The 13970-nt window shown below is 60.7% G+C and carries 12 protein-coding genes; 7 read left to right on the plus strand and 5 right to left on the minus strand.

All coding sequences use genetic code 11. From position 1 onward, the window contains the following. The first annotated feature begins 3 nt into the window (after window positions 1-3). Together EJ576_RS25780 and EJ576_RS25785 are read left to right on the plus strand one after the other, a co-directional pair. Window positions 4-2013, plus strand: coding sequence for a CocE/NonD family hydrolase (locus EJ576_RS25780; RefSeq protein ID WP_126571442.1), 2010 nt, complete (start codon window positions 4-6; stop codon window positions 2011-2013). Window positions 2014-2096: 83 nt separating this feature from the next. After that, window positions 2097-3032 carry a LysR substrate-binding domain-containing protein gene (locus EJ576_RS25785; protein ID WP_122684540.1) on the plus strand — a complete coding sequence of 312 codons (936 nt, stop codon included), beginning with the start codon at window positions 2097-2099 and terminating at the stop codon, window positions 3030-3032. Window positions 3033-3035: 3 nt separating this feature from the next. On the opposite strand, the gene EJ576_RS30100 is transcribed toward EJ576_RS25785, so the two are convergent. The 3 genes from EJ576_RS30100 to EJ576_RS25795 all read right to left on the minus strand — a co-directional run bounded on the left by EJ576_RS30100 (window position 3036) and on the right by EJ576_RS25795 (window position 6240). Further along, window positions 3036-3158 (minus strand): hypothetical protein, encoded by a 123-nt coding sequence (locus EJ576_RS30100; protein ID WP_256348291.1) that lies wholly within the window; start codon window positions 3156-3158, stop codon window positions 3036-3038. A 110-nt stretch (window positions 3159-3268) separates the two neighbouring features. Then, a complete protein-coding gene (locus EJ576_RS25790; protein ID WP_126571443.1) occupies window positions 3269-4435 on the minus strand; it encodes a catalase family protein in 1167 nt (388 codons plus the stop codon). Continuing rightward, entirely contained in the window at window positions 4432-6240 is a 1809-nt protein-coding gene (locus EJ576_RS25795; RefSeq protein ID WP_126571444.1) for a di-heme-cytochrome C peroxidase, read from the minus strand. The genes EJ576_RS25790 and EJ576_RS25795 overlap by 4 nt, the downstream gene beginning before the upstream one ends. A gap of 247 nt (window positions 6241-6487) precedes the next feature. Between EJ576_RS25795 and EJ576_RS25800 the strand changes: the two genes are divergently transcribed. From EJ576_RS25800 to EJ576_RS25815, 4 genes are all read left to right on the plus strand, one after another. Further along, window positions 6488-7219, plus strand: coding sequence for an FKBP-type peptidyl-prolyl cis-trans isomerase (locus tag EJ576_RS25800; RefSeq protein ID WP_033897692.1), 732 nt, complete (start codon window positions 6488-6490; stop codon window positions 7217-7219). Window positions 7220-7628: 409 nt separating this feature from the next. Beyond that, entirely contained in the window at window positions 7629-8087 is a 459-nt protein-coding gene (locus EJ576_RS25805) for a YkvA family protein (protein ID WP_122725405.1), read from the plus strand. 93 nt (window positions 8088-8180) lie between these two features. Next, window positions 8181-8522 (plus strand): helix-turn-helix transcriptional regulator, encoded by a 342-nt coding sequence (locus tag EJ576_RS25810; RefSeq protein WP_122725509.1) that lies wholly within the window; start codon window positions 8181-8183, stop codon window positions 8520-8522. Continuing rightward, window positions 8519-8890, plus strand: coding sequence for a hypothetical protein (locus EJ576_RS25815; protein WP_005786715.1), 372 nt, complete (start codon window positions 8519-8521; stop codon window positions 8888-8890). The genes EJ576_RS25810 and EJ576_RS25815 overlap by 4 nt, the downstream gene beginning before the upstream one ends. On the opposite strand, the gene EJ576_RS25820 is transcribed toward EJ576_RS25815, so the two are convergent. Both EJ576_RS25820 and EJ576_RS25825 read right to left on the minus strand, forming a co-directional pair. Next, window positions 8887-10656 carry a bifunctional diguanylate cyclase/phosphodiesterase gene (locus EJ576_RS25820; protein ID WP_028615784.1) on the minus strand — a complete coding sequence of 590 codons (1770 nt, stop codon included), beginning with the start codon at window positions 10654-10656 and terminating at the stop codon, window positions 8887-8889. The genes EJ576_RS25815 and EJ576_RS25820 overlap by 4 nt on opposite strands. 118 nt (window positions 10657-10774) lie before the next feature. Continuing rightward, on the minus strand, window positions 10775-12856 hold the full coding sequence (locus EJ576_RS25825) for a carboxy terminal-processing peptidase (protein ID WP_174890955.1): 2082 nt from the start codon (window positions 12854-12856) through the stop codon (window positions 10775-10777). A gap of 138 nt (window positions 12857-12994) precedes the next feature. On the opposite strand from EJ576_RS25825, the gene EJ576_RS25830 reads away from it, so the two are divergent. Next, the gene (locus EJ576_RS25830) at window positions 12995-13957 is read left to right on the plus strand and encodes a zinc-binding dehydrogenase (RefSeq protein WP_068932497.1); all 963 of its coding nucleotides are present in this window, start codon (window positions 12995-12997) and stop codon (window positions 13955-13957) included. The last annotated feature ends 13 nt before the right edge of the window (window positions 13958-13970 follow it).

A 13970-nucleotide genomic window follows, 5' to 3' on the forward strand; every position in this document is an offset into this window, starting at 1 on the left:
CTGATGGAAATCGTCACTGAATTTGCTTACACCGTGCGCGAAATCGAGCACTGCCTGATCCCCTTGAAGGACGGCACTCAACTGGCCGCCCGCATCTGGTTGCCGGAAGGCGCCGATTTGCAGACCTTCCCGGCAATCCTGGAGTACCTGCCGTACCGCAAACGCGATGGCACCGCCGTACGCGATGCGCTGACCCACCCGTGGATGGCAGGGCAGGGCTATGTGTGTGTGCGGGTGGACATGCGTGGCAACGGCGAATCCCAGGGCCTGATGGCCGATGAATACCTGCTGCAGGAACAGGAAGACGCCCTCGAAGTGATCGACTGGCTGTGCCGGCAACCCTGGTGCGACGGCAATGTCGGCATGATGGGGATTTCCTGGGGCGGCTTTAACGGCCTGCAAGTCGCGGCACGCCAGCCCGAGGCGTTGAAAGCAATCATCACCTTGTGCTCCACCGATGACCGCTTTGCCGACGACATCCATTACAAGGGTGGCAACCTGTTGATGGAGAATTTCGGCTGGGCCGCCACCATGCTCAACTTCAGCGCAGCAGTGCCGGATCCTTTGCTGGTGGGCGACGACTGGAAAGACCTCTGGCACCAACGCCTGGAAGCCATGCCGCTGCTGGCCGAAACCTGGCTGCAGCACCAGACCCGCGATGACTATTGGCGCCACGGCTCGGTATGCGAGGACTATTCGAAGATCAAGGCGGCCGTGTATGCCGTGGGCGGCTGGGGCGATGCCTACCGCAACACCGTTTCGCGCCTGATGGAAAATCTGCCGGGCCCGAAGAAAGCCATGATCGGTCCGTGGATCCACAAGTACCCGCATTTTGCCGTGCCCAACCCGGCCATCGGCTTCCTGCAAGAGGCCAAACGCTGGTGGGATCACTGGCTCAAGGGCATCGATAACGGGGTAATGGATGACGCAGCCTGCACCTTTTACCTACAGGATATTCTGTCGCCGAAGGGCAGTTATGCCGAGCGGCCAGGGATCTGGGTGCAGACCTCGGGTTGGCCGGATCCGCAGGTGCAATGGACGGATTTCAGCCTGGGCGATCAAGGCCTGAGCGCGGGTTCACAGCCCTTGGCGGCGGCGCGCAGCCTTTGTTCGCCGCTGACCACCGGCCTGCACCAGGGCGAGTACTGCGCCATCTGGTTTGGCCCCGATGGTCCGACGGATCAACGTCGTGATGATGCCCATTCGTTGTGCTTCGACTCCGAGCCGCTGACCGAGCCGCTGGCGTTGCTCGGCGATGCACGTCTCACGTTACGCCTGGCAAGCGACACTTCCTGTGGTCAATTGGTCGCCCGGCTGAATGCGATAGCGCCGGACGGGCAAGTCACCCAGATCAGCTACGGTGTGCTTAATCTCACATTACGTGAGGATTTTTCCCAGGTAACGCCGGTAGTCCCCGGTGAACCCATGAACGTGCAGTTAAACCTCGACCACATCGGCATGCGCCTGCCCGCCGGCTACCGTTTGCGTCTGGCGCTCAGCACGGCGAGTTTCCCGCTGCTGTGGCCGAGCCGTGAATTGACCACCCTGACGTTGCTACCCACCCTGCAAAGCCTGCAACTGCCGATATTCAAAGGCGAGGGGGTGGACTGCCCGTTCGAAGCGCCGCAGTCGGCTACGCCGGTAGCGATGGAGGTCCTACGCGCCGCTGCGCCGAAACGCACCTTGATCGAAGACGTCGGCAGTGGTGAAGTCTGCGTGAAAATCGAAGATGACTTGGGGTCGGTGCGTTTTACCGACCATGGCCTGTCGGTGGACCAACGTTGCACCGAGCAATACCGCACCTTGCCCTGGGATCCGCTGTCGACGCAGGCTGACATTGAATGGCACTACCGAGTCGGCCGCGACGAGTGGGCCGTGGAGGTGGAAAGCCATTTGAGCGTGCACGCCGACGCCGAGTGGTTCTACATCGAAGCGGAGCAGACCGCCTGGGAAAATGGGCAGCTTGAGCACCGCCGGCAATGGAGTAAACGCGTGGCCAGGGTCGCACTCTGAGCAGGCAACTGGCAGGATGCTCGCCAACGTGATCTCTGCGGGCCTGGGGTAACCTGGGCCCGTTATTGCCAATGGACTTGCTCATGTCGCGCCGAAACGTCGATCTTCCTCCCCTCAATTGCTTGCAGACCTTCGAAGCGGCCGCCCGTCATTTGAGCTTTACCCAGGCGGCCCACGAACTGAATTTGACCCAAAGTGCGGTCAGCCGGCAGGTCAAACGTCTCGAAGAAGACCTGGCCCGTCCACTGTTTTATCGGCTGGCCCAGGGTTTGAGCCTGACACCCGCTGGGGTGCGTTATTTCCGTACCGTCCAACGCCTGTTGCGCGAGCTTGATCGCGAGTCCGCCGAGTTGCGCAGGCGTGGTGCCGATCGCCAGTTGACCCTGGCCAGCACGCCCACCATCAGTTCCATCTGGCTGGCCGGTCTGTTGCCGCAGTTCCAGCACGACCACCCGGACCTGGATATCCGCATCCTGTGCAGCGAAAGCCCCAGCCACCTGGATGTCAGCGAATATGACCTGGGCCTGTTCTATCACCTGGATGAATTGGCCGCGCCCCACGGCCTGGAACTGTCGCCGGTGTTCGACAGCGAGCAGGTCATCACCGTGTGCAGCCCTGGTTACCTTGAGCGTCACGGCCCGATTCGCGACCTGCACCACTTGCTGCACGCTCACACCTTGTTGATCGTCGAGGACCACCACCACGACTGGTTGACCTGGGCCGACTGGTTCACTGATGCCGGCGCCGACTACTACACCCCGCGTCATGCCTTGCGGACCAACAGCTATCAACTGTTGATGCAATCGGCGGTGATGGGGCATGGCGTCGCTTTGGGCTGGAAGCGCTTGCTGGAAAGCGACTTGGAGTCCGGCCGTCTGCAAATGGCCTTGCCCCACAGCATGCACAGTCGCGGTCGCCTGCACCTGATGCAACCGCACCACCGCAACCCGCCGGCGGCGGTGCGTAGTTTTCGTCAGTGGTTGCAGGCTCGAACGGCAGAGGCAGGACAGGTCGGATAAGGGTCAGTGCTGGCCGGTTTTTTTCTTTTTGGTCTGGCGTGTCGCCAGGTGTTCGAAGCAAAAAGAAGCGGTGCCGAACACGGCGATCAAGGTCAGTACGATCATGCCGAGGGTTGAGCTTTCCACGATGACTTCCTACGGGTGTTGGGGTAGGTGCTCAAGGTAGAGGCGAGGTGAAAACGGCTCAATAGACCCGACGCAATCCTTACGCCGTCGGGTCCATTGTTACGCATTCTTTACGGGGCGTTGCGGCTGTGGCGGTAGTCGCTGACCGCCTCATACACGGCCTTGCGCAAGCGGTTGATACCGCCGATGGGGCGGTGCTCCGCTACACCAAACCAAGGGTTGAACGACTGGTTGTCGCACGCCAGGTTCTGCTCGGGGGTGTCGAAATCCTGCGCGGGGATGCGTACCTTGGCCACGGTTTCATAGGGCGCATCGCTCTCCTTCCATTCGATGCTGGTGTCTTCGATCGGCATGAATTTTTGTGGGTTCTGCCGCTGGATCTGCAGCACGAAACACGCAGGCTTGCGGTCGGTGGACAGCTGCTGGCTCAGGGCGCTGCGCAGGAAGTTTGGCAGGTCCTGGTTTTGCTTGGGCAACACATACTCCGGGCAACTTTGCGGGTCGGGCGCGACACGGAACTTGGCGTTGGCCGCACCGAATTTGTAGGGCGACACTGAAAAGTACGTGGTTTGCGTCGGGCTGGCCGGTGCGGGCGCCAGGGTCGCCAGGGCGATAAACAGATGTCGCACCTGCCAGGTCCGTGGGTCGACCTTGGGGAAGAACGCCAGGACTTTCTTGCCGTCCGCTTGCGCGCCGATGTTCTGCGCGTACTCCGCCACATCGCTGACAAAGAAGTTCGGGTGGCTGAACATCACGAAGTCCTGTTCCGTGCGCGCCTGTTGGTCGGCCAGCAGTTGCTTGCCTGGCACATCCAGCAGCTTGAGCGCCATGCCCCGCGCATCACGGATGCTGTCGAACTGCGGGTAGGCGTTGCCGTTGGACAGTCGCATCATCGCCTGCCAGGTCTTGCCTGGCTCGGTGAATACGCCCTGGCGCAGCGCCGGGTCGAGGTCGGCCAACACGCTGACCTCGGCCTTCACGCAACCATGGGCTTTGGCATGGGCATCGCGCAGGTAGCGCGTGCCTTCACGGTGCTGGTCAACGATGCGCACCGCCGTCTGGATGATGCCTTGGGTCATCGCCGCCTCACCGGACGGAATTTGCTCGTTCGGTGACACCGGGCCGCTGTGCTGCCAGGCGTACCAGGCACTGGCGCCCAGCCAGCCGAGCAGGCCGAGGCCTACCAGCCAGAGCAGGGTTTTGCCGAGGAACGCGCCGATGCGCAGCCACAGGCGGGCGAGCAGGGAAGGTCGGTCGTAGGGGGATCGAATCATCATGGCAGTTGTTGCTCCAGCGGGCCGCCCAGCACTTTGAGGTATTCCAGCAGCGCCCAGCGTTCCTGCGGCAGCAGACCACGGCCGATTACGCCGTTGCCACGCTGGCCAGCGCGGAATTCGTGGCCGCTGTTGTGGTTGCCGGTGATTTTGGTATCGAACACAAAGGCATTCTTGAACGCACCGGTCTCGAAGCCGAGGTGGCGCGGGTCGTAGTTGAACGTGCCTTTATAGAAGGTGGTGCTGCGCTCGTCCTGGGGCGAGAGCAACTGGTAGATCGTCGGTACCGAACCGTTATGCAGGAACGGCGGCGTCGCCCAAACGCCTGCCAATGGCCGCGCCTTGTAGGCACGCAACTCGCGCACACCGATGGGCAGGCCGTAACCGTCCAGGCGCGGGCGCTCGGCCGGGGTCACGCCAGCGGCGCGGTAGGCATGTTCTTCGACGAAGGCGGTGACGTAGGCGAGGCCCTTGGCCACGGACATCTTTTTCAGGTCCAGTGGCTCGGTCGGCGTCGGGTGCAGCTCGACGTTGAGCTTGGCCAGTTCCGCCAGGTCCCATTGCAACGCGCTGAGGTCGTAGCGCTGGTCGGCGATGTTGCTGGCGGTGCCAGGGTCGGTGCCGATGTAGTCCACAGGCAGCATCTTCAGTTGTTGCACCGGGCGGCCGCCTTCCTGGGTGATGCTGGGCACATGGCAGCCGGCGCAGTTTTCGGCGAACAGTGCACGGCCTTGGGCGGCGAGCGGCTTGTCGATGCTGCCGAACAGGTCCTCGGGCCAGGTCGGTGGCTTGAGGCGTTGCAGGGTTTCTTCGATCAGGTTGAGGTCGCGCACCCTTACGCTGGACGGGTAACGCGCATCGCCCTGAAGCGGCTGGCCGGCGGCGTCGAAAAAAGTAAGCGTCGCACCGACACCCAGGGCTTCACCGATATTGCGTGCCATGGGTTGCTGGGCCGAACCGTTCCACTGCACCCAATCGAACGTCCAGATATCCCACAGCTGCGGGTAGTCCACCGGTGCGTTGGCGACGCGATAGTTGTCCGCAGAAATGGCATCGCCAAAGCTGGCATTGGCGATACGGCCAAAGGCGTCCGTGCGGCCGGGGCCTTCTTCGGTGGGGTAGAGGCCGCGGTGGGTATCGTTCCAGGCCACCTTGAGGAACTTGTTCAGCGACTGCTTGAAGTCCTGGCGCAATTGCTTGTGCTCGGCGTCGTAGCGATCCCCCAGCACCTGCCGGGCGAAACGCTCGAACTTCCACGGGTTGTAATAGGTGGCGGCGAGGCTGGCGACCAGGGCCTGGCCAAAACTGCCGCCGCGCAAGGTTGGCACGCTGGACGGCAATACGTGCTGGGCGGAACCGCCATCGATACGCAGGGCCTGGTTTTTGTAACGCAGTTCGCCAGTGTGGCAGGCGGCGCAGGTGATATCCAGGTATTCGGCGTTGCTGTCGGCGTTTTTATGCCGGGCGAAACCCACTGGCAGGTTGCCGGGGTTTTGTGCGGTGGGCACTTGTTTGGGGTCGACCAGGAAACCGAAGCGCGCCAGATACGCCGGCGTAGCAAAACGCTGCTCGGAAAACGGCAATTCGAGGGCGGTGAACCAGTCGTAGTGCAGGCCTTTTACCTGGGTGCCCTGGGGCGTGAAGTAATAGGTCTGGCGGTCGGTGGCACTCCATTGGTCCTGGTAGTGCACCTGCTCCACGGGCACGTAGTCCGGCAACTTGGGGTTGACGGTGTAATAGAGCACCACGGCCAGGACGATGCCCAGCAGAGTGAGTATCAGGAGTAAAACACGGGAAAAAATGCGCAAGATAACTATCCTTGTCGAGTTGTCGCGATGTTATGCCACTACGCCACAGGTGCGGCAAGTGGCCATGAGCCTGGTACTAGGCGGTCCCACGATCCTTCGCGGGGTCCCATCATGAATGAAAATGCTTTTAAACACGTGAACTTATCAGAAGTTTCCTGCTCACATGCCGGTAGCCATTGGTCGTGGCCGCCTGATAAGCTCGCGACTTTATTCGAATGCCCTTTTGGCGCATGAACAAGGAAATAGCATGAAACAGCATCGGTTGGCGGCGGCGGTGGCCCTGGTTAGCCTGGTACTTGCGGGTTGTGATTCGCAGACCAGCGTAGAGCTGAAAACCCCGGCGCAGAAAGCTTCCTACGGCATCGGCCTGAACATGGGCAAGAGCCTTGCCCAAGAAGGCATGGATGACCTGGACTCCAAAGCAGTAGCCCAAGGCATCGAAGACGCCGTCGGCAAGAAAGAGCAGAAGCTCAAAGACGACGAGCTGGTTGAAGCGTTTGCCGCACTGCAGAAGCGTGCTGAAGAACGCATGACCAAAATGAGCGAAGAGTCGGCAGCCGCCGGCAAGAAATTCCTCGAAGACAACGCCAAGAAAGACGGCGTAGTCACCACCGCTTCCGGTCTGCAGTACAAGATCACCAAGAAAGCCGACGGCGCCCAGCCTAAGCCGACTGACGTGGTGACTGTGCACTACACCGGCAAACTCACCAACGGCACTACCTTTGACAGTTCCGTGGATCGCGGTAGCCCGATTGACCTGCCTGTCAGCGGCGTGATCCCAGGTTGGGTCGAAGGCCTGCAACTGATGCACGTCGGCGAGAAGGTCGAGCTGTACATTCCTTCCGACCTGGCCTACGGCGCACAAAGCCCAAGCCCAGCGATCCCAGCCAACTCCGTGCTGGTGTTCGACCTGGAACTGTTGGCCATCAAGGACCCAGCCAAGGCTGACGCTCCTGCTGCACCGGCTGCCAAGAAGTAACAGGCGCCTGAACACACAACGCCCCGTCTCGACGGGGCGTTGTTGTTTCTGGGAGGTGCACATTTCTAAATGTGGGAGCTGGCTTGCCTGCGATAGCGGTGGATCAGCCAGCCCCTCTATGACTAAAACGCCGCAATCGCAGGCAAGCCAGCTCCCACATTGAAGCCAGTGCAGATCCAAACGAACGTCTGTGGCAGGTAGCAGTCTGATATAAGACTCGAGTACGGGTAGCCGCACATCAATGCCAAGTCAATGAAATCTTGGGTTTTTTTTATGTGCGCAAAAAACGCCCGATCTGACTGCAAGCCTTGTACTACGTGGCTTTCAGGCCAGAAAATAGGCTCTGTTCACAAGGTTATCCACAATTTGTGTGGATAACCTTTTATGTCGCCTGGAACTGGAGTGACCGATGAGACCACCCTTCAATTTCACCCGTTTCCTGCCCATGGCTGCACGCCTCCTGGGGCGTGGGCGCTTGCCGACGCTGCTGTTCGCCGTCGCTGCCAAGGGCTCCAGCCAAGGTAATCGCCTGGGCAAGCTCAAGGATGACCTCAAGTTGCTCCAGGCCTTGTGCCTGGCTTACTGGCGCGGCGAGTACCGGGCGATCAGTCCCAAGGCACTGATCTCGGTGGTGGCAGGCTTAATGTACTTCCTTAGCCCGATTGATGCGATCCCGGACTTTATCCCCATGTTTGGCATGCTGGACGACATTGCCGTGCTGGCATGGGTCATGAAGACCCTGGACGGCGAACTGAGCGCTTTCCGCGCCTGGCGCGACGCCCAGCGTCCGGAAAAGCTTGCCGTGGTTGAGCGCCTGCCTGCGACGCCCGCGCTGTTGGCCAAGGAAAGCCCGCAAAAAAACGGATGATGTGACTATCCCCCTGCGACCTTTATGGCTGTTAGGATTACACTCCTAAGGAAAGAGCTTACTCAGTAAGTGTTGTTATCCTACGGGGCGGTCATGGATATTCAGATAATTTCACGTAATGGCGAACCCGAATACGCGGTGTTGCCATGGGACCAGTACCAGGCGCTGCTAAAAGCTGCCGGTCAGCAACAACCAACGCCACCTCCTCTCTCATCGACTGCCCAAGCTGCCCCTGATCAGGACCTGCGCCCGCTCGCAGCCCTGCGCGGCTTGCGCGAAGCCAAAGGCCTGGCTATCGAGACCCTGGCCCGCACCGTGGGTATCAGCCCCTCGTATCTTGGATTGATTGAAAGTGGTGAACGCCAGCCGGATGCCGCGATCCGCCGCAGCCTGGCCTGGGAATTGGGCGTTGCAGGTTGGAGGGATGAATCTTGAGCCTACGTATCAGCCGTCAACACTGGGATGGGTTACTCAACGAACTGGACCAGGCGCGCCGCCAGCGCCATCTGCTGACCTACCGCGCGCTGCTGGAGCGCCTGCAATTCCCTACACCGGCCATGCAAACCCTGGCCGCCGCCCTGGAACACCTGGCGGCGCTGGACGCCAAGGCCGAGCAGCCGCTGCGCAGCTCGCTGGTGATCAGCCAGGGCGCCAGTCGCCTGCCGCGTACCGGTTTCTTTGAATGTGTCGAGCGCTTGGGCCGCTTCAGCGGGCCGTCCGACGGTGTGGCCGCGGCCTCCTGGCACGCCTCCGAAGTGGTGCGGGTGTTTGAATACGAATACCCGGAATCCGCAGAGGCCTAAAGCGCTTGGGGCAGCGCGTCCATGCTGTCGATCACATGGATGCTATAGCCGGCCATGTCCTTGGCATGGTGCTTGGCCTGCGAGGCCAGCTCCGCCAACTGGCTGGCATCGAGTTGTCCACAGGCCTGTGGATACAAATGCACCACGCCGATGGACAGTGACAGCAGCGCAAACTCCTGGCGCACGCCCTGGCGGTTGAGCGCCACGAAACAGCCTGCTTCAAGGTGTTCGGCACGGTAGAAGCGCCGGCATTGGGTGTGGAAGTCATCCAGCAGCTGATTAAGGCGTTTGCGCCAATCCTGCGGGCCCAGCACCAGCAAAAAATCATCACCGCCAATATGCCCGACAAAGTCGCGGCTAGGGTCGACACGGTCGTTCAAGCACTGCGCCAGGCACAACAACACCTCATCCCCACGCCCATAGCCGTAGATATCGTTGAACGGCTTGAAACTGTCGATATCCACGTAGCAGATCACCGATTCACGCTGTTGCTGCAACAGGCGCGTCAGGCACTGCTGGATCGGCACATTGCCCGGTAGCAGGGTCAGCGGGTTGGCGTAGCGCGCTTGTTGGATCTTCAATTCGGTGATCAGCTTGAGCACATCGATCACCCGGCCCAGGCCCAGATAATCGCCATTGAGCGTGATGATGAAGTCTTCTTCGATGCGTTGCCGCGCGCGGCTGGTGAGCAAACGGCTGACTTGTTGCAGGGACTGGCTCAGCTCCACTGCCAGAAAGTCGGTGCTCATCAAGCGACTGATGGGCTTGCGCGCAAACAGGTCGGTGGCGAAAGGTTTCAGCAGCGCATCCGACAGTGAATGCCGGTGAACGATACCGATCGGGTGCCCACGCCCATCCAGCACCGCCAGGGAATTGAGGTTGGCCTGGCGCCGGAACGCTTCCAGCACCTGGGCGGTGGCGGTGTCCTGATCCACCGCAGGCTGTTCGCTGAGTAAGGCGCTCAGGTCGCTGCCTTCGTCGTTCAGCGCCACGTTGGCGCTGTCGGGCTTGGGCAGCATCAGGCGCGCTTCCTGCGGCGGCTGCTCCTGCGGGCGGCAGAGCAGGTAACCTTGGACCAGGTCCACGCCCATCTCCGTCAGTACGGCCAACTCTTCAGGCAACTCGATTCCTTCGGCAATCACTTGGGCACGCGACGCCTTGGCGATTTGCAGGATGGAGCCGACAAATTCCCGTTTGAGCGCGTCCTGATGGATGCCGTCGATGAAGTGTCGGTCGATCTTCACATAATCCGGGCGCAACTCCGACCATAGGCGCAGGCTGGAATAACCGGCGCCCAAGTCATCCAGGGCAATTGAGAATCCCATGTTGCGGTAGTGGTGCAGGGCCGTTTGCAGCAGGTCGATATCGTTGGTGGGGGTTTGCTCAGTGAGTTCGATCACCACTTGGCTGGGTGGGATGCCGAAGTCACGCAGCAATTGCAGGGTACGCCCCGGTTGATGCGCGGTTTCCATCAGGGACTGTGGTGAGACGTTGAGGAACAGCTTGCCCGGCAGCTTCTGTTCACTGAAACGTCGGCACGCGCTTTCGCGGCAGGCGATCTCCAGCTCACTGAGTCGCCCGGCCTGGCTGGCCACCGAGAAGAGGGCGATGGGGGAGTGCAACGGGCTGTTGGAAGGACCACGACTGAGGGCTTCATAGCCGAGAATGCGCCGTTCAGACAGGCTGATGATCGGTTGGAACAGGCTGTGCAAACTGCCTTGAGCCAGGATAACGCCCAATGCATTCAGCTGTTCGGTCATGGTCATGGCGATCTCGATCGAAAAAAAAGGACCGCAGGCTGGAAACCTGCGGTCCTTCATTTCACGACAGAATGATGTCTATATGATGACACTCTGCTGAGCGATCACATTAAATCGCCATCATTTATTGCTTGGCCACCTGCTTAGTGATCTTCAGGTAGTCCAGCAGGATCCGGCCCGTCTCGGCCAGGTAGGCGTCGTCTTCCGGCTTGGTTTTATCCGCTTCGGTCGGCAACGCATCTTCGTCTTCTTTCTTCAGCTCCTTGAGTGGATCTTCACCCTTGGCCTTGCGGCGGATGTTTTCCAGTGCAAGTTGCTTGTTTTCGATGTCGGTGTGCTGCGCGCGGCGGTCCACTTCGTTGAGGCTGACGGTTTTTTCTTCCATCAGCTTCTTGGCCAGGGCCAGCTTGTCGCGGATGAACACGAACTCGGCATCCTTGGCGGAGCGGGTGTCGTGGTCAGCCTTCAACTGCGCCAGGAATGGCTTGAACGGATCCGAAGCGGGCTTGATCGCCGGGCGGATGGTGTCCCACGGCATGGCTTCCGGCAGGGCGCTTTCGCCGATTTCCTTGGTGTCGATGATCGACGGGAAATCGATGTCCGGCAGTACGCCCTGGTGCTGGGTGCTCTGCCCGGAAACCCGGTAGAACTTGGCCAGCGTCAGTTTCAGTTCGCCATGGTTCAGCGGCTGGATGGTCTGCACGGTGCCTTTGCCGAAGGTCTGGCCGCCGATGATCAGGGCGCGGTGGTAGTCCTGCATGGCGCCGGCGAAAATCTCCGAAGCCGAGGCCGAGAGGCGGTTGACCAGCAGCGCCATCGGGCCTTTGTAGAAGGCGCCCGGGTTCTCGTCTTCCAGCACATCCACACGGCCGTCAGCGTTGCGCACCAACACGGTCGGGCCCTTGTCGATGAACAGGCTGGTCAGCTCCGTGGCCTCCTGCAGGGAACCGCCGCCGTTGTTGCGCAGGTCGATCACTACGCCGTCGACTTTTTCCTTCTGCAGTTCTGTCAGGATTTTCTTAACGTCGCGGGTGGTGGACTTGTAGTCCGGATCGCCCGCGCGGAACGCCTTGAAGTCCAGGTAGAAGGCCGGGATTTCAATCACGCCCAGCTTGTAGTCCTTGCCATCCTGCTTGAGGTTGAGGACTTTCTTCTGCACGGCCTGGTCTTCGAGCTTCACCGCTTCACGGGTGATGGACACGATCTTGCTGGTCTGGTCGTTCGGTGCATTGGTGTGCGGAATCACTTCCAGGCGCACCACGCTGCCTTTCGGCCCACGGATCAGCTTGACCACTTCGTCCAGGCGCCAGCCGACCACGTCGACCATTTCTTTGTCGGCCTGGGCAACACCGATGATCTTGTCGGCCGGAGCCACTTGCTTGGTCTTGTCTGCCGGACCTGCCGGCACCAGGCGCACGATCTTGACCTGGTCATTGTCGCTTTGCAGGACGGCACCGATGCCCTCCAGCGACAGACTCATGTTGATATCAAAGTTTTCCGCGTTATCTGGCGACAGATAATTGGTGTGCGGATCGTAGGACATCGCGAAGGTGTTGATGTAGGCCTGGAAGATATCTTCGGCACGGGTCTGGTCCAGACGTGCCAGTTGATTCTTGTAGCGCTTGGTCAACAGCTCCTGGATGGCCTTAGGCTCTTTGCCGGCGATCTTCAGGCGCAGCACCTCGTCCTTGACGCGTTTGCGCCACAGGTCATCGAGGGCGGCGGTGCTGGTCAGCCAAGGCGCGTCCTTACGGTCGACCAGCAGGCTTTCCTTCTGGGTGAAGTCGAGCTTGTCGACGCCTTTGCCCAGCTCACCCAGGGCGAAGTCCAGACGCGCTTTGACGCGGTCCAGGTAACGCTTGTAGATGGTGAAGCCGGGTTGCAGGTCGCCGCTCTTGAGGAAGTCGTCGAACTGCGTCTTCCACTTGTCGAACTCGGCGATATCACTGGCCAGGAAGTAGCTGCGCGACGGGTCCAGCAGCTTGAGGTAGCTGTCATAGATGATCACCGAGCGCGCGTCGTCCAGCGGCGGCTTGCTGTAGTGATGGCGCTTGAGCAGTTCGACGACGTTAAGGCTGGCAATCACCTCATCGCGATCCGGCTGAAGGTTGTCCCAGCTGTTGGCTGCGAACGTATTGGTCGATGTCGACGCGAAGCCGAGACCAATGAAAAGAGCGAGGGCGGTGCTGGGGAACAAATGCTTCATGCTGATTCGACGCGGGGGCAATTGATAACGCATATTAGGCCGTCTTTGAGGGAGCCGGTTCCATATGGTCCGGTCGCATAATGCAAAAAGCCCGGCGATACAGCTACGGGCTCAGTCCAGACTCACTATGGAGGCACTGTGAAAGCATTGCAAGGCGTTGACGGTCATGTGGAGTGGTTGGAAGAACCCAGTCCTACCTGCGATGTAGGGCAAGTTCGCATTCGCGTGGCGGCAGCGGGCCTGAATCGCGCCGATTTATTACAGCGCGCCGGGCTTTATCCGCCGCCGCCGGGCGCGAGCCAGGTGTTGGGCCTAGAGTGTTCCGGGGTGATCAGCGAAGTGGGGTCGGGCTCATCCTGGCAGGTTGGCGACCGTGTCTGCGCGCTGTTGGCCGGCGGTGGCATGGCTGAAGAAGTGGTGGTGGATGCGCGTCATGTATTGCCGGTGCCAGAAGGTTTGTCGCTGATCGAAGCGGCGGCATTGCCTGAGGTGTACAGCACCGCGTGGCTCAATCTGTTCCAACTGGCCGGTCTCAGGCCTGGCGAAAAGGTGTTGCTGCATGCCGGCGCCAGTGGTGTGGGCTCGGCGGCGATCCAGCTGTGCAAGGCGTTCGGCAGCCCGTGCTGGGTCAGCGTCGGCTCGGCGGAGCGCCTGGCCTATTGCGAAGAACTCGGCGCCCAGGGCGGCGTGGTGCGCACCGATGGCCTCGAAGGGTTGCGGGATTTCGGGCCGTTTGATGTGATCCTCGACCCGGTCGGTGGCAACTATGCGGCGCTGGACCTGAAGCTGCTGGCCCTGGACGGCCGCTGGGTATTGATCGGCTTGATGGGCGGCCGTGAGGCTCAGTTGGACTTGGCGCAGGTACTGGGCAAGCGTATCCAGTTGTTGGGCTCGACCCTGCGCAGCCGCAGTGATCAGTTCAAGGCCGACCTGTTCAGTGACTTGAGCCAGCATGTGTGGCCGTTGTTTGTTGAAGGGCGGCTGAGCCCGCAACTGGCCAAGACCTTCCCGATCAAGGATGCCGAGGCGGCGTTTGCCGAGCTGGCGACCAACCAGATTTCCGGGAAGTTGGTGTTGGTGATCGACGAATCTTTGGCCTGAATTGCAACGCGAT

This window comes from Pseudomonas sp. C 49-2 (assembly GCF_003970195.1).
Classification (GTDB): Bacteria; Pseudomonadota; Gammaproteobacteria; order Pseudomonadales; family Pseudomonadaceae; genus Aquipseudomonas; species Aquipseudomonas canadensis.

Bases quoted from the DNA above. Each gene is read 5' to 3' on its own strand.
- EJ576_RS25820 (WP_028615784.1), bottom strand. From the start codon at position 10,656: ATGACCATGACCGAACAGCTGAATGCATTGGGCGTTATCCTGGCTCAA.
- EJ576_RS25800 (WP_033897692.1), top strand. From the start codon at position 6,488: ATGAAACAGCATCGGTTGGCGGCGGCGGTGGCCCTGGTTAGCCTGGTA.
- EJ576_RS25790 (WP_126571443.1), bottom strand. From the start codon at position 4,435: ATGATGATTCGATCCCCCTACGACCGACCTTCCCTGCTCGCCCGCCTG.
- EJ576_RS25825 (WP_174890955.1), bottom strand. From the start codon at position 12,856: ATGAAGCATTTGTTCCCCAGCACCGCCCTCGCTCTTTTCATTGGTCTC.
- EJ576_RS25780 (WP_126571442.1), top strand. From the start codon at position 4: ATGGAAATCGTCACTGAATTTGCTTACACCGTGCGCGAAATCGAGCAC.
- EJ576_RS25810 (WP_122725509.1), top strand. From the start codon at position 8,181: ATGGATATTCAGATAATTTCACGTAATGGCGAACCCGAATACGCGGTG.
- EJ576_RS25805 (WP_122725405.1), top strand. From the start codon at position 7,629: ATGAGACCACCCTTCAATTTCACCCGTTTCCTGCCCATGGCTGCACGC.
- EJ576_RS25785 (WP_122684540.1), top strand. From the start codon at position 2,097: ATGTCGCGCCGAAACGTCGATCTTCCTCCCCTCAATTGCTTGCAGACC.